This window comes from Flavobacterium chungangense LMG 26729, from assembly GCF_000735715.2.
GTDB lineage: Bacteria > Bacteroidota > Bacteroidia > Flavobacteriales > Flavobacteriaceae > Flavobacterium > Flavobacterium chungangense.
Genome location: NZ_JASY01000001.1, coordinates 370427 through 388397, shown reverse-complemented (window position 1 = coordinate 388397; position 17971 = coordinate 370427). Strand labels below are relative to the sequence as shown.

Annotated in this window: 11 protein-coding genes; all 11 read right to left on the bottom strand. The window is 36.4% G+C overall.

Annotated elements, in window-relative coordinates:
* Window positions 1-64 precede the first annotated feature (64 nt).
* A complete protein-coding gene (locus JE46_RS01580; RefSeq protein ID WP_035136357.1) occupies window positions 65-2407 on the bottom strand; it encodes a glycoside hydrolase family 2 TIM barrel-domain containing protein in 2343 nt (780 codons plus the stop codon).
* A 24-nt stretch (window positions 2408-2431) separates the two neighbouring features.
* A complete protein-coding gene (locus tag JE46_RS01575; protein ID WP_031453500.1) occupies window positions 2432-3766 on the bottom strand; it encodes a hypothetical protein in 1335 nt (444 codons plus the stop codon).
* Between the two features lies 1 nt (window position 3767).
* Window positions 3768-5120 carry a glycoside hydrolase family 88/105 protein gene (locus tag JE46_RS01570; RefSeq protein ID WP_031453499.1) on the bottom strand — a complete coding sequence of 451 codons (1353 nt, stop codon included), beginning with the start codon at window positions 5118-5120 and terminating at the stop codon, window positions 3768-3770.
* A gap of 31 nt (window positions 5121-5151) precedes the next feature.
* Window positions 5152-6435 carry a DUF4861 domain-containing protein gene (locus tag JE46_RS01565; protein WP_031453498.1) on the bottom strand — a complete coding sequence of 428 codons (1284 nt, stop codon included), beginning with the start codon at window positions 6433-6435 and terminating at the stop codon, window positions 5152-5154.
* A gap of 22 nt (window positions 6436-6457) precedes the next feature.
* Window positions 6458-7540, bottom strand: coding sequence for a PKD domain-containing protein (locus tag JE46_RS01560; protein WP_035136395.1), 1083 nt, complete (start codon window positions 7538-7540; stop codon window positions 6458-6460).
* Between the two features lie 66 nt (window positions 7541-7606).
* Complete coding sequence (rhaM, locus tag JE46_RS01555) at window positions 7607-7921, bottom strand: L-rhamnose mutarotase (RefSeq protein WP_031453496.1); 315 nt, start codon at window positions 7919-7921, stop codon at window positions 7607-7609.
* Window positions 7922-7959: 38 nt separating this feature from the next.
* Window positions 7960-9030, bottom strand: coding sequence for a glycoside hydrolase family protein (locus tag JE46_RS01550; RefSeq protein ID WP_031453495.1), 1071 nt, complete (start codon window positions 9028-9030; stop codon window positions 7960-7962).
* A gap of 46 nt (window positions 9031-9076) precedes the next feature.
* The gene (locus JE46_RS01545) at window positions 9077-10096 is read right to left on the bottom strand and encodes a family 43 glycosylhydrolase (RefSeq protein ID WP_031453494.1); all 1020 of its coding nucleotides are present in this window, start codon (window positions 10094-10096) and stop codon (window positions 9077-9079) included.
* Window positions 10097-10234: 138 nt separating this feature from the next.
* Window positions 10235-13876 carry a rhamnogalacturonan lyase family protein gene (locus JE46_RS24215; protein WP_167343409.1) on the bottom strand — a complete coding sequence of 1214 codons (3642 nt, stop codon included), beginning with the start codon at window positions 13874-13876 and terminating at the stop codon, window positions 10235-10237.
* 312 nt (window positions 13877-14188) lie between these two features.
* A complete protein-coding gene (locus JE46_RS01530; protein ID WP_031453491.1) occupies window positions 14189-15700 on the bottom strand; it encodes a sialate O-acetylesterase in 1512 nt (503 codons plus the stop codon).
* 305 nt (window positions 15701-16005) lie between these two features.
* Window positions 16006-17949, bottom strand: coding sequence for a RagB/SusD family nutrient uptake outer membrane protein (locus tag JE46_RS01525; RefSeq protein WP_031453490.1), 1944 nt, complete (start codon window positions 17947-17949; stop codon window positions 16006-16008).
* Between the last annotated feature and the right edge of the window lie 22 nt (window positions 17950-17971).

Below are 17971 nucleotides of genomic sequence, written 5' to 3'. Positions count from 1 at the left end.
AAATCACAAAAAATCCCCGAAAAGAGTCTTCGGGGATTTTTTGTAATTACTACTTTCACCAATATTACTTTCCTTTTTCCGGAACAATATCAATGCTGATTGCTGCTGCTTCCAGACCTTCTGCTGAAGCTTTTATTTCGATTTTCCCACTATTTTTAGTGGCTTTAATGATTACAATTGCTTTTCCGTTATAAGCACTTCTTTCAGGAATCTGATAAGATTCATGACTAATGATATTACCATTGTCAACTCCAATAATTTTACCTGAATCTGTAACTGTAAATTTAATTAGGTTATCTGCATTTGCACATCGAATGCCTTTATCATCAACAATTGTCGCTGTGATAAAAGATACATCATCCCAATTGTTGACAAGTGTTGGATTACTTTTGGTAAGAATAATTTTTGATGGTTTTCCGGCAGATGTAAAGGATTCTTCAGCTACTACTTTGCCTTTATCCTTTCCAATAGCTTTTATTGTTCCTTCTTCAAAAGTGACATTCCATTCTCTTGGTGAATCATCTGCAGGCTTTTTTACAGATCCTAATGATTTATCGTTAAGAAAAAGCTCTACTTCCTCACAATTACTGTATACCAGAACTTTCGCATTATCGTAGGTATCAAAATCATTCGGCGTCCAGTCGGCAACCCATTTTCCTTCTCCGGCGTTTTCAGATTTTCTCATGATATGAACCACTGGTTCTTCTGACCACCAGCTGTCTCTTTGCAGGGATTGCTGTTTCCAGTTTCCGGCTCTGTCAAATAAACCCTGATTGTTTGTGGTTTCCGGCCAATCTGCTTCTCCAAGATAATCATAACCTGTCCATAAAAACTGGCCTGCCATATACGGTTTGTCGCGTAAAGCCAGCCATTGAACCAAAACGTGTGTATTTTCAGTTCCCAAGACTTTCCAGGTTGGATGTGCTTCGTGAGCAGCTATTAATTCATTTTCACGGTAATTCTGTCCTACAACATCCATCTGCTCGGCAAAACCACTTAGGTATACTTTTGAATTTGCAGGTCTGAAAAGTGCCATTGTTACAGGTCTGGTATCATCATATTTTTTTACCACATCTTCCTGCATTTTATATTTTTTGTAACCTTCAGGATAACTTAAATCGTCATGAATTTCATTTCCTATACTATAAATTACAATTGACGGATGGTTTCTGTCTCTCAAAATAAGATCTCTTGTATCTTGCTCCCACCATTCTTTAAAATACAAATTGTATCCTTTTTCTCCATTGTGCTTCGCAGCCGTCCAGGTATCAAAAGTTTCATCCATAACCAAAAATCCCATTTGGTCACACAAATCAAGAAATTCCGGAGCGACAGGATTATGCGAAGTGCGAATGGCATTAACACCTACTTCTTTTAATTTCTTAAAACGTTCTTTCCATACCCCTAAAGGAACTGCTGCTCCCACTGCACCTCCATCATGATGCAGACAAACGCCTTTTAGCTTCAAATTTTTACCGTTTAACCAAAAACCGGATTCGGCAATGAATTCTGATTTTTTAATTCCAAATGGAATGGTTTGATTGTCGATAAGTGTTTTTCCCGAATATAATCTGGTGGTTGCCGTGTATAAATTAGGCGTCTCCAAATTCCATAATTTTGGATTTGAGATTTCAATATCATGCGAAAATAAAACTGTACCATTAGCTGCAATATTCTTTACGCTTTCAGCTGTTTTAACCACTTTTCCAGTAGCATCGGCAATTTCGATTTGCAATTTGTAATCACCTGCAGCTGCTTTGTTGTCAATTTCCACCTTTAAATTCACAACACCTTTAGAAGCTGTAGCGATTGGGGTAGTAATAAAGGTTCCCCAATGTTTCAAATGCGTCGCATTAACCGAAACCAAACGAACATGGCGATAAATACCCGCACCGGTATAATAACGGGAAGCCGGCTGAATTGTATTATCAGCTCTTACTGCAATGACATTCGGTTTGTCAAAATTTAGATAAGGAGTCAAATCATACGCAAAACTGATATATCCATAAGGTCGTTTTCCTAAATGTTGGCCGTTTATCCAGACATCGCTGTTGGCCATTACACCATCAAATTCGATAGTGATTAGTTTTTTGACATCTTCTTTATCGATTTTGAATGTTTTGCGGTACCATCCAATTCCGGCTGGTAAATAACCTCCACCACGAGCCGTTGGATTTGTTTTGTCATAAGGTCCTTCAATACTCCAGTCATGAGGCACATTAAGAGTTCTCCATTTTGTATCATCAAATGACGGATTTTCTGCATTAGCTACTTCGCCTTTTGTGAACTGCCAGTCCTTATCAAAATTAATAACTTTACGTGCCTGCGAAAAACCACTTGTTACTAAAACTAAAAACAGTAAAGCAAATGATAACTGTTTAATCTTTATTCTTTTAAAATATTTCATTTTTTTATTTTTAAAATCAGATTATTATTTTCGTTTCAGCCATTCTTTCGGCACATTGACAATACAAATATTCATCGTACGATTGTCTTCAGAAAGCATCGCTGACTGAATTTGGATTTTGGTTCCGTCTCTGTTAAATGTTGGATGAATGTGATCGGCTGCAGTTTGTTTATGTCCCGTAGTAAGCATCATCATTTCGTTTGTGTTTCTGTCTATTAAATACAAACTTCTCGAAAAATCATCCCCTACCGCCCATCGTCCGTCTGCAGAACCATGTACATGCCACAATCCGCTGCCGTTTTTGGTTTGTCCGGCAATAATCATTTCTCTGGTTCTAAGATTTACAATTCCTAAGCCAGTAGGTTTTTCACGGGTTCCGGTATTTCCCCAATTACTTTCCTGTCCGGGATTAACCGGATTTCTGATTTCGCCATTTTCAGCAATTTCTACAGGAGTTTCTTTCTGAATATCTATTTTTCGATGTCCCATGATGGCTATTGCTACTTCATCTTTAGAAATCACTGCCTCGTGCGTTACCCATTCAAAATCAGATTCGGGATACAAAGGTCTTAAACCCGTTCCATCTGCCATAACGGTCCACGTTCTTTGAGGTGACTTCCCTCCTGTTTCCCAGCAAAAAACCAATTCTCCAGGATTCCATATGTTCGACTGAATATGTCCAACCTGAAATGGTACTGAAACGACATGTTTAAATTCACCTGTTTTTAAATTCAGGCTTCCGATTCCGCCCGGACCTGCTCCCATATTCCTCGGACCGATACTTTTCTCTATTTTTACATTCGGATCTAAGTGTCTCGCCGCTTCTTCTTTTCCGATTCTAAAATAAACCCTTTCTTCATCTGCATCTAAAGCCATATCGCCTGAAGCACCCATTTCAGGAGTTGTCACACCGCGAACGTGTTCGTAAGCTGAAACCGATTTCATTTTTCCTGCCTGACTGTCTTTAAAAACAGCTTCCAGATTTACCTCTACAATCTGCATTTTATCTCCTTCTCCTTTTCGCATAAAAAACAGTTTCATGCTTTTTTGAGCCATGCATAAAGTTCCGGTATACCCTCCTTCGGTAACCTGAACCATTATGCCTGATTTTTCGTTGACAGCTACTGCTTCTCCATTGGCTCTTTTGGTTCTGAAAATCAGCCATTCTCCATCTGATGTCCATTGCGGATGCGTTGGATAGGTTTTAGAATCTCCTGTCTGTTTGGTTGTCAAAAAAATCAATTCCTGACCTGTGACCGGATCTTTTATTATCTTTTTTTCTGATGGAAAACGGGTACCAATCTGACTGAAAGAAGTCATAGTTGCCAATAAAAAAATGACACTTAAATGGCTCTTCATCTTATTTGTGTAAATTGTTTTTACCTTCAACTTTTAATTGTATTGCACTGTCATTTATCTGAAACTGATTGTCTTTTAATAACAAAATTACTTCGGCTCCAGCCAATAAAACAGGGCCATAACCATGAGCGGCAAAAACGTTTATCGGACGGTAGTAATAAAACGCAGGATCAAAGCCCATCCCTGTTCCTACGCAGGTTCCTTCTACCTGACCTTTTTCATTTACTTTTGAAGCAACTGCATTCCAACCCAATAAAACTGCAGGACCATACGTCATTTTATCTACATATCCACGATTAATTGCTCGGGCAATAGAATACGTGTAAATAGCTGTCGCAGAAGTTTCCAGATAGGAATCATTTTTATCTAATAACTGATGCCAAAAACCTGTTCCGTGCTGATATTGCACCAAACCGGCAATGTGCTTTTGTAATTGTGCCAAAACCTGTGGATATCCGGGATGATTTTTAGGTAAAACTTCCAGTAATTCAACCATTGTCATTATCGCCCAACCATTAGCTCTTGCCCAATGAAACTGCGGATGCACTTCCATCGACTCAACCCATCCGTGCATGTAGATTCCTTTTTGCTCGTTGAACATTCTTTTAGAAAACTGATTCACTTGTTTTACAGCATCATCAAAATATTTTGTGTCACCTGTGTAAGCCCCCATTTGTGCTAAAGCCGGTACGCTCATAAACATATCATCCAGCCACAGCGTGTTATCCTGTGGTCTGTTTCGGGCCAAAGTTCCGTCTTTTAATCTGAATTGTTCTTTGCTAATAAAGTGAATGTAATTGTTTACCAAAGGATCAATATTGGCTTTTAAACCTTCTTTTTTTGCCTTAATAAAAGCAGCACAAAGCGCTCCTGCAAAATCCAAAGCTTCGGGATGAAGCGTTTTGAGCATGTCTTTATCCTTGATATTTTTTTCCTGAATATTTTCTGCAACATCAGCGATTAATTGTATTCTTTTATTCGAATAATCGGCAAAGTATTTTTGTCCTGTAGCTTTAGATGCTAACAACATTCCGGCATAGGTAACGCCCCATTCGTAACTCGTTAATCTAAAAGCTCCCGGTTCGAAAATAACATCTTCTTTGTTTTTTTTATAGTCGGTAATTTCAGCCTTTGTTGCTGCATTTATAATTTTTGAAGCCGAATTTTTATCTAAAAAATTATAGACTCTATCCAATACTGCTTTTATACTTTCTTTTTGCGGAATAACATACGGTGTTGGATAATCAGGCTGCATTAGATGCAAAGGTGTTGTGGCATCATTGGTTTGGGCGTTTGCAAAATTGCTGACACCCAAAACAAATAAGGCGATAATTTTGGTTGATTTATAGTTCATGGTTAGATATTTTTTAGTTAGTGAAATTTTATTATTTGCTTACTTCAATCTTTATTTTAGCCGAAAGCTGTTTAGCAAGAGCCGTTACATAATTACTGAAATAAGCAGCATCTTTGAAGTTTGGATCAGCACTTAGTTCCCAGCCTGCAACAGGATAATAACTAAGCGGCTGATTATTTTTTGTACTTACTTTTATCAAATAGGAATTGGTCAGTTTACCTGTTTTTGGAGCTTCGATATAGCCTTTGTAAGCATCTTTTGGAATAATTACAGCAGTTCCCAAAATCCATTGACGTTCATAGGTTAATTTATCATGAAGGATAAAACAAACATAATCTCCGGCATCAATTACCTGCAACGGATTTTGATTATTGATATTTGAAAACGCAATAACCAATGTTTCATTACCTTTCAGTCCATTTAAGGAAACTGTATTTTTATATCCGTACATTCCAGGCCAGATTGAAGCCGTTTCCTGTACCTGATATTTGTTTCCTGAAGCCTGCCAGTTTTGATATTTATAACTTAAAACCGAATTTACCGGGCCTTCACTTACAATTTTAAAAGTCGTTTTTTCAACATTATTGATCGTATCATTAATCAGAATTCCGAGTCTGTTGATTTTATCTCCAACGATTAAGCCATATCCGCCTAATCCGGCAGAAGTTCCCACAGGAAAAATATCCCTTCCCCATTCGTGCATCTGATGATAATTGTCTTCTACGGCGCCTTTGCTGCTGATACCTACATTTTCAGGTGTGATACCGGGAATTCTTTTACCAAAAACATCTTTACAATTTCTTCCGTCCAGATAATGTCTGAAACCTACTTTATCATTTTCCCAGGTTGGGCCATCAGTTTGGTATTTTTGAAACCCAAGTTTCTTGTAAACCTGATTCGCTAACAAAACTTCTTCAGTTGCAGGCTGTACAGGTAAATTTTCTGCTTCTCTTTTTCCGAAACGTGCACTGGTTTTTACTGTAAACTTAGGATCAGCATTTGACCATTTAAGTTCAACTGTTTTCTTTTCTTTAGCAGAAAAATCAGCCACAAAGAATAATTCATCCCATTTTCCGTCACCATCCAGATCATTTAGCTGTGCCGGAATCGTATCTGAATTTTGCAAAACTATTGGAAAAGATTTTTCGATACCTTTTGTATTGAGAGTATTTCTTTTTATTGAAATGGCTTTTTGAGGCAATTCTAAATCCGAATTATTGGTTAAAACAATTTTAGCCGATTGTGATTTTTGAGCTTTACAACTTATAAAAATCATAGTCGATAAAGCGATTGAAAGACAGAGTTTAGTTTTCATTATTGTGGTTTTATTTTACTACTTATTTTACGGCAACATCCCAGATTTTTGATAATCTTGATTTTCCTTTTGAACCTGAAATATCTAAAACTACGATATATTTTCCGGCCTCTTTATATTCATGAATTGGATTTTTTTCTGATGAAGTATTCCCATCACCGAAATCCCATTTGTACGACTCAATTTCACCTTCAGACTGATCGACAAAAGCAACCGTTCTCTTATTTTTATCAATTACATTAAAAGTCCATTTTGCACTGATTTTTTTTTTGAATTTTTCTTCTAAAGGCATCAATTTAAAAGGCAGGCTGTAAGAAGCATTTCCGTACATTTTATGCTCTTTAGAAAGATTCCAAAAGCCATTGTTTGCTTCCTTATTGACATCATCATAATCAATAATCGCCCAGCAAAGCCCGATGTTTTTGTTTTCTTCCAAAATAGATTCTACAGCTCTGGAAGGATCATTTCCTGCATAGTCAAAAGGAGTAATCCAGAATTCCAATGTCAGTTTTCCTGATTCTCCTGCTTTAAAATTATAATTAGAAGCAGCATTGGCATACGGAAGTTCCTTAATCCAGGGCTGACTGCCCCAAACCAGTGTCCAATCCTTCCCTTCTGCTGGTGTGAAAATATGATAATTCTGAGCATGAACCCCGTGATAAGAAAAATAAGCATCCATTGTATTTGTCAACGCCGGATTGGGATGAAACCTGTCTATAAATGGCCCGCCTGATTGATCGGCATCTACAATAACTTCAAAAGTATCGTTATGCAGACCCGGTAAAGAAAAATCCCAATAATCATCATAAGCTTCATATAAAAAATACAGCCGATTCAGACCTTTCACCCAGGCCACCTTTACGCTTACGTCTAAGTTTTTTGGATTTGCTTTTGAGTGCTTTCCGCTGTCTTCCCATAAATGATCCATTCCAACAATATAACTTTCCGGAACCATTTTCCAGTCGTCAGCTTTTCCATCAATGGTTGGAATTTTATTCGCCGGAAACTGAAAAACTTTAAAAGTTCTGGTGTCCTGTGACCAGCATTGAAATAATGTGGAAAACAGTATTGCCCAAAACAATGTTTTTTTTATATGAAGTCTCATAAGTTTATTTTTAAAATTTTTCAACCCTTATTGCAATATTGAAAATATAGGGAATCACAAAAATAATTAATCTAAATGAAAAACTTCCTTCAGGCCAATAGCAACAGGAGAATTGTCAGGATTAGTTTCCATAATATCGCCCATATAAGCCCACCATTTTTTTACAATCGGATGGTTTGGCAGCAAATCAAAATCAAAATCATCACTTATTTTTTGAACGGCAAAAAGTATCAATGTTTCTTCATCCAGAAAAATACTGTAATCCTGTATACCGGTTTCTGAAAGGAGGCTTGCTAATTCAGGCCAGATCTCGTCATGTCTCTTTTTATACTCCGCTTCAAAGCCAGGTTTTAATTTCATTTTAAAAGCATTTCTTACCATAAGTTTTTATTTTTTAAGAGTATTTTTTATAAAGATATTTACATTATTTTAAAAATAAACGAGGAAGCAGTTTTAAATTTTCCGCCTTGTGAAGCAGTAAACAAATAAGTCGCTTTTCCGTTTTGAAATAATAACTGAGGGCGTTCTGAACGCCCATACCGATTAAGATGTTTTGGCGCTTCCGGCTGATTTATGTATTTATTCAGCGGTTGATAGGATATTGAAGGGTCAGACCAGTGAATTCCGTCATCTGAATCCATATACAATCCGTTGTCCTGTCCAAAAACGCCTAGATCCCTTGCCAGCATTTTGAACTTTTTATCTTCATACCAGACAAAAGCATCCTCGCATTGTTTGTTATCTCCTAATTTAGAGAAATCAACAACAGGATTTCCTTTATATTTTTTATAAGGTCCATAAAGAGATTTAGCAACTGCCAAACCATATTTTCTGTTTCCTTTAACTGGAAATTTTGGATGCACATAATTTTCTGTATCCAATGATTTATAATACAGCCAGTATTCCCCGTTTGGATGTTTTAAAAAAGACGGATTTGTAGTCAAAAGATCATCCCAGGATCCTTCATCTCCGGGAAGCAACAAAGGTTCATCCGGTCTTTTCCATGGTCCGTAAAGAGAATCTGAAGTGGCTAATCCAATGCGCTTGGTATTCATTTTGCCATTATAATTTCCCATGAAAAAAAGCGCATATTTTCCATCCACAAAATGAATGCTTGGATTATGACAGGTGGTTGCATCCCAAAAGCCTTCACCACGGAGAGGCAATACAGTACTTACATACGTGTAAGGACCTTCTGGAGAATCTGCTGTGGCATGAGCAATTTCAGAGCCGTTAATCCAGCCGCTCATTGATTTAGATTTTTTCCAACGCGAAAAAAAAACATGAATTTTACCATCAGGCCCTTCAATTGGACTATTGCACCATACATAATAATCTTCAAATTCAAGGGCACGTCCAACCGGTTTCAGTTTTTTTTCAAAATCGGAAATTTTTGGATCACTTTTAAAGCTATTGCTTCTTAGTGAGAAAGGAAGACATAGCCCTATAAGAGCAAGCGAATTCCCAATTATGAATTTTCTTCTATTCATTTTTTTTAGATAAAAATCAAATTTTAAGCATTTTGAAAATAATCAATTAATGTTTTAGATTAATATGAACCCGCTTATCCCTATCGCAGACTATCTCTCCATTATTATATTCTAATTCAGCTACCTGTATGGAACTTCTTCTGGTTTCAAAATTATCGATTCCTTTATTTTCAGGAGTCCTTCCAGGATGTGTAAAATAGAAAACATAAGCCTTATCATCATTTACAATTACGTCTGCATGTCCTCCGATTACTTTGTCATCTTCCCCCATTCCCGGAATTTGAAGAATGTTGTTCTCCTGTCTTTTCCAGTTTATAAAATCATCCGAAGAGAAAACAGCCAAACCTTTCCACGGATCTGTAATCATCCAGTTTTTCCCTTTCCAGCTAAAAATTTTCGGGCCTTCTCCCCTGTCTTTTACGACTTTTTTTCCGCTGTCTGTCCAATGGTATAAATCTTTACTATCTGCATAATAAATTGATTTTCCGTCATTTTCATTATTGTAGTACATACGCCAGTTTCCATCAGGCAATTGAAAAACAGAAGCATCAATACAACGTTCTGAAGCCAGTTTTAATTGAGATTCAAATTTCCAGTCGATTAAATTTTTACTGGTCAAATGCACGATATATCGCGGATGTTTCCAATCTTCAAAAATACCCGGAACAATTGTTAAGTACATGTGGTATTTGTTTTTATGTTTAATAACTTCCGGAGCCCAATACGTAACATCTTTAATCGAATAACCAATATTGCAATTGGTTTTATATTTCCAATGTGCTCCATCTTCTGATTCGGCAATGCCAATGGGAGTTCCATGTACCCAGCTTACCCCATTTCCACCAATGTTTGCTCTTCGATTGGTATAAAACATCAACCATTTTTTATCTTTACTGCTCCAGATTATAGTAGGATCTGCTGCCCCGTCAAAAATGGGGTCGCGATATAATGGTTTATCTGCTATTTCATCATTCCCTTTTTGTGATACGTTCTGGCCCAAAACCGGAAGACAAAACAGAAGTAACAAGAGGTTTATTTTTGTGAACTTGATGAGGTTAAATTTCATGAAAAGAAAATAAGGGTATCTTCAAATATATTTACTTATTCGCCGAATACTATCCTGTGCTATACTGTTAAGTTTAAATCATAAAAAAAGAAGATTTACAGTTTTTGTAAATCTTCTTTTTAAGAGATCATTACGATATTACTTCTCAATTATAATTTTAAGTGTTTTAGTGTCTTCATCGCTAATTACTTTTAGAAGATATACACCCTGATTTTGATTCGGAATACTAATGGCAACATTTTGATCATTACCTGTAAGTTCTATTTCTTTTTTTAATACAATCTGTCCCGTGATATTAGAAATTACAACCGTAGCTTTAGAAGATTTAAAACCATTAAATCGAACATTAAATTGTCCAGAAGAAGGATTTGGATAAACCAAAACTTCTGCTGTTGAAGCTTTTGATTTTTTAACCCCTAAATTAGAAATATCTTTTATAACAATATTCGATGCAGGAACCGGTGCCATATCATACCCTAAGAAGAAACTAGGATGAGGAGGCTGATTGTAAGCCGAGTTTTGCCATGCAATTGCTGTACGGTATTGAGGATCGTGCATCAAAGTAGGAATTCGATAATCTGTAGTAATATTAGTTGTAAAAAGAATCAAAGCAGTATTATCTGTTCGACGAAGAATAATTTCCTCTCTCCAGTCGCCTAAAATATCACCGGTAAGAGCCGGATTCTTTTTAGAATCATTATTTGAAGAAACCGGAGCCGCCTGATAAATGGTAAACAAGCGGTTTAGCGATTGTGTTGCCGGGTTCCATTTGTCCATGATGGTACCGTCGAGTAATTCACGTCCTAAATCACCATCCCACCATACAGCACCATTTACAGCCTGGCTTCCGTTGGTTGGTTTGCTGGTTCCAATTTGTCCATCCTGAACATTATATAAATTACCCGAAGAACTCCACATTTCATAACCTCTGTGGTTTGGGTCAATATCTGCTGCCAAAGCACGGCCAACGTCTCCTGTAGTTATCGCTCCAAAAATCATTTTACCGGTTTTAGCATCATTAAGCCTTATTCCATAAGGACTATATTGGCCTTCTGATTCCAGGCATTGCCAGATTTCCTGACCTGGTCGATCGGGATCCATATCCGACATGTGAAGCGCATCTCCATGACCCTGACCGTAAGTCCAAAGACGTTTTCCATCATCATTAATAGCACTGGAACCGTTGATGATTTCATCTTTTCCGTCACCATCCACGTCACCAATAGTCATCTGATGATTTCCCTGACTTGAAAATGCATTATTGGCAGGATCACTTGCGTCTTTACTGTCAAAAATCCAACGAAGCGTCAATTGTCCATCGCGCCAGTCATAAGCAGCACGCATTAATTTATCATAATATCCACGACCGATAATCAAACTCGGGCGGGCACCATCTAAATACGCCACAGCAGAAACAAAACGATCCTGACGATTTCCGTACGTATCTCCCCAATCTGCTGTATTTGCCCTTGCCGGCTGATAAGCAACTGTTGACATGGCAGCTCCTGTCAGACCATTGAAAACAGTCAGGAATTCAGGACCAGCCTGTACCCATCCTCCTGAATTTCGATGATCTACGGTAGAATTACCAATCACTACTCCTGCACCATCAATTGTACCGTCAGCCGTTTTTAAAATTATTTCAGCTTTTCCGTCTCCATCAAAATCATACACCATAAATTGATTGAAGTGCGGACCTGCATTTACGTTTTTACCTAAATTGATACGCCAAAGCAAAGTACCGTTCATTTTATAACAATCGAAAATTTGTTCTCCCGAAAAACCTCCTCCGTTATGATTCAATAATGTAGGATCCCATTTTAAGAAAATTTCATATTCACCGTCTCCATCAACATCACCAACGCTTGCATCATTTGCAGTATAGGTATATGCTGTTCCATCCGGAATTGTACCTCCCGGCGGAATTTGCAATGGAATCAACAACTGGTTATTTCCCCATACCGAAACAAGAGCCGATGCACTTCCTTCCGTACCGTTGACAATTGGTTTTATCGTATAACTACCATTAGTAGAAATGTTATCAATATAATTTGTTGAAGCTGTGATAGGAGCTGCATTGATTTTTACGTTATCACGGTAAACATTAAAAGCAATACCTGAGGGGTCATTTCCTAACAATCTCCAGCTAATGAAAACCTCACTGACAGATTTACGTAAAGCAACAACTCCTCTATTTAAAAATTCTACCTGTTTAGGTGTATTTACAACCGCATCAGGCAATGCCAGTGTGTTCAATCTGATATTTTCGCCATAAGTAGTGCTTGTTCCTCCACCATTAATAGCATACGCTCTAACATAATAAAGCGTTGCCGGAGTAAGACCTGAAATGTTTACTGAAAAACTGCCTGTTCCCGCTGTACCGGCTGCAATTTTGGTATTTGCTACAGTTGGATTGCTGCTTGTACTGTAAACGATTCCTCTTTCTGTAATAGTTGTTCCGCCATCAGAAGTAATATCACCTCCAGATTCTGCTGATGTGGTCGTGATATTGGCTACTGCAATTGTAGTCAAAACTGCCGGCGGAGGTGCCGGAGCATAATTCCTTACAATAGGTGTTGTAATACTGCTGGAATTTGTTTTGGTATAAACTACAAAAGGATATAAACTTCCCGTAGCAATAGTCAAATTTCCAACCGGTTCATCAATTCCTCTTGTTACTGTTGGATCTTTCATTTCTGTCCATGCTGTTGCACCAGCGGCTTGTTTGAATACACGTGCAGAATATGTAGGCGTACTGCTTACATTGTCTATAAAAGAACAGTAAAGATTACCTGAAATATCCTTAATTAAACTTAAACTTGGTGAATCTCTCGAAGCTATTCTTGTTGCAGAACTCCATGCTGCGGTAGTTTTATTGTACTCAATAGCTGTTGCCCTATTTGAATCTGCTGTATTAAAATAAGCAATAACCGGATTACCAGCTGAATTAATTGCCATACTGGTATGTCTGATACTGGCAGTAACTGTTGGAGTAATATAATTCCATGTTCCTCCACTGAATTTATAAAAAGCCATAGTCCCTGTGGAAGTTGTAGCTGTTGTCAAACTACAAAATACAAGCCAGGGTACATCTGCTTCATCTATTACAAGGCTAACTCCGACGGCTATCTGCGCAGCATTTGTTGTAGTGTTCAACGGAATTGTACCTACAGTAACCCATGAAGTGCCATCAAATTTTTTAACCGTTGGAGTTAAAGAAGCGCCTTCTCCAAAAGCAATATAAGGATTGTTATCAGAATCGAAAGCGAGTGAACATCTCGGTGTTGAGCCATACTGTGAAACAGAATTGGTAACCGAACCAGTTGAAACGTAAAGATTGTTCTCCAAATTATTCAATGGTTCCCAGGAATCAGTTGCATCATTATATATTTTTACAGCTAATTTATTTCCATTCGCTGCATCAACATAAGTCACGAAAAATCGGTTTGTTTTGTCCAGTATAATTCTGGAAAAATTGAGATTTCCTCCAATATCATTCCCCACTTGCTCCCAGTTTCCTGTTGCAGTATTTCTTTTTTTTACTTTAACTACAGGTCCGGTTCCTTCTCTAAGGACTACATAAGGAACATCATTTAAAACAGCAATAGAAGTATAGCTTGAGGCAACAGCGGATACCTGAGATTCGTTGCCTAAAATATTCCAATTTTGAGAAAAAGAATTTTGAGTTATTAAAAGATTAAAAATTGTAAAAAGAATAATTTTGTAAAAATTATTCCGAACATGAATCCGAGCAGATTCAAAAAGTATTTGTTTTTTCATAATTGGTGGTTAAAAGGTTAGTACTACTAAAATTATCTGGATAATTCTTTAACACCATCCTGCTGTAACCTGCTAATTTTCTGTAAATTAGATTTTTACGCCTTATCAACTCCAATAAAAAAGAATTAATTAACTGAAAATCAATTAAATAAATTTTAAGCATTTATTTTGTTATAAAAACAAATTATCACTTATTTAATTCTTAATTTATTACCAATTGAAACAGTTTTTATAAAAATAAATTCCCGGTTTATTCTCAACTAGAGATAAACCGGGAATCAAATGATTTCAAATATAATATGACCTCGAATTTTAATTATTCAGGTCAGTGCGAAAAGGAGATGCCGGTAAATTTTCAGTATTAAATAAATTAGGCTCCGGCACAGCTTTCCATGCAAAACGGACTGATTTTGGATTTTTTACCTTATCAGAAGAAACGACAATTGTCTTTCCATCAATTTTAGCAACAGCCGGATAATAGGTTTTATCATCTCCTGCAATTTCAAATTCTTTTAAATTTTCATTTGTTTTTTTGAAACCTGAATCAGCATAATCAAAAAATAACTGAATTTTGTCTTTTTTGATTTTCATATGATTATATATAGGTCCTGAATATACCAATTTATCTTCTTTATATGTTTTTGCCAAAGCTATTAATGCCAGCCTGTGACCAACGGTTTGTTTGTTAATTGGATGGATGTTGTTTGTGTCCCCTACATCTGTTGTAACAGCCATTCCAGTATTTGGTATTGTTTTTAGTGATAATAATTGGGCTTCCCTGATTTCTGGTGTCTGCCCTTTGTGAGGTGTAATTTGTACATAATAAAAAGGGAAATCACCTTGTTTCCAGTCATCACGCCAATTTTTTACCATAGCCGGAAATAAGGTTTGATATAATTGTGCTTTACCGGAATTACTTTCTCCCTGATACCAGATTACGCCTTTCATAGTGTAATTAATCAAAGGATGCAGCATTGCATTATAAAGTACATACGAAGTTTTATTGGCTTCTTTTTTAGGCTTTTTAAGTTCTGTTTTTAAAGCGTTGTTATTAGCCAATCTTTCATTTTTTAAATTTAGATAATAGCTTTCCAGCTTCTCCTGATATGTTTTTTCGTTTTTAGCATCTTCTTCTAAAATGGTTAAAAAATCCGGATTTTCTTCCAGAACATTTTGAGAAGTCCAGGCCTCGGCTTTTGTCCCACCCCATGAAGTGGAAATTAAACCAATTGGAACATTTAATTTCTGATATAAATCTCTTCCGTAAAAATAAGCTACTGCCGAAAACGTTTTTATTGTTTCAGGCGAACATGCAGCCCATCTTCCGGTAACATCGTCAAGCGGTTTTGGAGAAGCATTCGTTACAACTGTAAACAATCTGATATTTGAAAAATTGGCATTTACAATTTCTTCTTCATAATTTTTAACCCCGGTTTTCCATGTACCTTCTTCCTTTCCGACAGGAAAATACATATTCGACTGACCGGAACAAATCCATACTTCTCCGATAAGAATATTATTGAGTACAATTTTATTAGTAGCGTTAATCGTTATTGAATATGCTTTTTCGCTTCCTTGTGGAGTATTTACGCCTACTTTCCAGTCTCCTGTTGAGTTAGCAACAACTTCGATTGATGAATTTTGCCATCCTAACTGAATGTTTATTTTTTCGTTTGGAGATGCCCATCCCCATAAATTAACTTTTGTATTTTGCTGCAAAACCATATTATCGCTAACCAAAGCTGGCAGTTTAACCTGAGCTTTTATAGAAAATGAAGCACTTAAAAAGATTAAAAACAATGACAGTTTTTTTATACAAGTCATAGAATGAAAATTTAATATTTAGCACTTAAAAATAAATGACTTAAATAATATAGCTATCCTGTGCTTCCCTGTTTTAACTTGCAGATTAAACAAAAAAAGGCAATAACTACGTTACTGCCCTATAAAATTAAAACCACTTAATTTTTATTTATTACAATTTAAACTATAAACTATTTTGAAAATATAATATTCAAATTTATTCATCAAATTACTAAAAACAATCCTGTTGTAACCTGCTTAAGGAATAAAAAAACCGTCTCGAAAATTGAGACGGTTTAGAAAAATAAAAATTATAAACAGAGGTACTAATACCCAGGATTCTGCATTGCATCTTTTTCTGCCGCTGTTAGCGGTCTTCCATTTGCATATACACCATCAAGAAATGTTTGAGGAATAGGGCGTAGATTATGATAATCCTGAATATTTGGAGCCGCTTCTATGTTATAAGCTTTTGCTCTTGCAACTAAAGTTTTAGTTCTGCTTAAATCCTGCCAACGATGAAACTCTCCACAGAGTTCTCTTGTTCGTTCATTCAAAACTAAACATAGCATTCTATCATAATCACTTGAATATCCCAGTTTTGTAATTACAGCCATATCTTCTGCAGGCAAAGCACTGATACTTAAAATTGTTAGACTTGTAGAGGCTGTAGAAACTGCAATATTATTAGATTCATAATATGAGTTTTCAGGAATGTATGAAATTGGAATGCCAGCCTGACCTGTCGTTGTATATGCAGCAGATCCATCTACATAAGCAGCACGGTTTTCTCCTGATTTATAAGCAGCACGGCTACGTACTGTATTGATATAAGGTAATGCATCGGCAAATGTTGCTGATCCCAATTTCGCTAAACGTATTTTTGCTTCAGCAGCCATTAAATAAGTATCTGCAGAACGCGCTAAGGTGATATCGCGGGAACCTTTAATATTACTTAAATCAATTCTGTTTCCATCCATATATTTACTTAAGGATGGAAATCTTACATCGGCCATTAAACCAACATGATCTGCTGCATAAGCTACATAAACACTTGGAATAGTTTTTCCTGTTTTTGAATAAATGATAGCGTCAGTATTTTTAGTTTTAGCAAAACGAGTATCTGTAGAACTGTTAACTACATACATAATGCCTAAATCACCATTAACATAATAACTTCCTGATTTATTATTGACAATACTTTTGGTCTGAAAACTTTTCCAAAAACGGGAATCATTCACATGATCAAACACATCATAAACAAAATAAGTTGGTGCCAAACGGCTGAATGGCCTTCCTCCTGCAAGATTACGTTTCATTTGAGGCAACTGATCATAAGTAGAAAGAAAATACAAATGTTGCTGATTACCTCCTGTAGTTAATGCACTGGCATTAAATTGTGCTGATAAAATTAATTCTCCCAATTTTTCATTTGCTCCATCTGCCGCAGTATAATTCCATAAATTATCAAAATTTGAAGCTAAAGGATGGTGAGAAATCACTTCATCAGATAAAGTAACTACTTGTTGTAAATCTGCTGTTTTTGTAGTAGAATTCCACTCGTCATTAATTTCACTGGCACGAACTAAATAGGATTTTGCTAAATAATGAGCCGCAGCATCTTTAGTAATTTTAGCCGGTGCACCTGCATTGCCCAGTAAATCATATGCTTGTTTAAAATCAGCAATTACCTGTTCCAGAACCTGTTGTGGAGTTGCTCTTGTAAATTCTAATTCAACTGTAGAACTAGTCTTTAATTTTAAAGGAACACCACCATATTGACTAACCAGTTTTAAATAATTGAAAGCTCTTAAAAAGTATCCTTCACCCAATGCTGTTTTTTTAATTGCGTCGTTGGTTGAAACGATATTTGTAGCTGATTCAATTAATTGGTTTGCATTTCCGATTCCAATATATAAATTATCCCAATTCGTATTTGCTGCAACTGTATTTGCATTTGATACGGTCACAAACGCATTAAATCCTGAAGCATAGGAATTCCAGGTCCAGTTTGAGGGGTCACCTCCAGCATGAAACTCATCAGTACCTGACTCGGTAGATGTAAGAGGAACTTCCCTTTGAAATTCAGCAGCTAATACCTGATAAGTGGTACCAATAGCCAATGCCTGAATTCCTGCTTCGGTTTTATAATAATCTTTACTGTAAGCCGTAGTCAACTCTTCGTCTAAAAAATCTTTATTGCATGAAGTTCCTAATGCTAAAGCAGCAACAAGCATCAAGTTGATATATCGTTTTTTATAATTTTTCATAATATTTTTATTAAAATTTAAT

What these genes read in the sequence shown, in the direction of transcription:
- JE46_RS01580 (WP_035136357.1), bottom strand. Translation starts at nt 2,407, where the DNA reads ATGAAATATTTTAAAAGAATAAAGATTAAACAGTTATCATTTGCTTTA.
- JE46_RS01575 (WP_031453500.1), bottom strand. Translation starts at nt 3,766, where the DNA reads ATGAAGAGCCATTTAAGTGTCATTTTTTTATTGGCAACTATGACTTCT.
- JE46_RS01570 (WP_031453499.1), bottom strand. Translation starts at nt 5,120, where the DNA reads ATGAACTATAAATCAACCAAAATTATCGCCTTATTTGTTTTGGGTGTC.
- JE46_RS01565 (WP_031453498.1), bottom strand. Translation starts at nt 6,435, where the DNA reads ATGAAAACTAAACTCTGTCTTTCAATCGCTTTATCGACTATGATTTTT.
- JE46_RS01560 (WP_035136395.1), bottom strand. Translation starts at nt 7,540, where the DNA reads ATGAGACTTCATATAAAAAAAACATTGTTTTGGGCAATACTGTTTTCC.
- rhaM (WP_031453496.1), bottom strand. Translation starts at nt 7,921, where the DNA reads ATGGTAAGAAATGCTTTTAAAATGAAATTAAAACCTGGCTTTGAAGCG.
- JE46_RS01550 (WP_031453495.1), bottom strand. Translation starts at nt 9,030, where the DNA reads ATGAATAGAAGAAAATTCATAATTGGGAATTCGCTTGCTCTTATAGGG.
- JE46_RS01545 (WP_031453494.1), bottom strand. Translation starts at nt 10,096, where the DNA reads ATGAAATTTAACCTCATCAAGTTCACAAAAATAAACCTCTTGTTACTT.
- JE46_RS24215 (WP_167343409.1), bottom strand. Translation starts at nt 13,876, where the DNA reads ATGAAAAAACAAATACTTTTTGAATCTGCTCGGATTCATGTTCGGAAT.
- JE46_RS01530 (WP_031453491.1), bottom strand. Translation starts at nt 15,700, where the DNA reads ATGACTTGTATAAAAAAACTGTCATTGTTTTTAATCTTTTTAAGTGCT.
- JE46_RS01525 (WP_031453490.1), bottom strand. Translation starts at nt 17,949, where the DNA reads ATGAAAAATTATAAAAAACGATATATCAACTTGATGCTTGTTGCTGCT.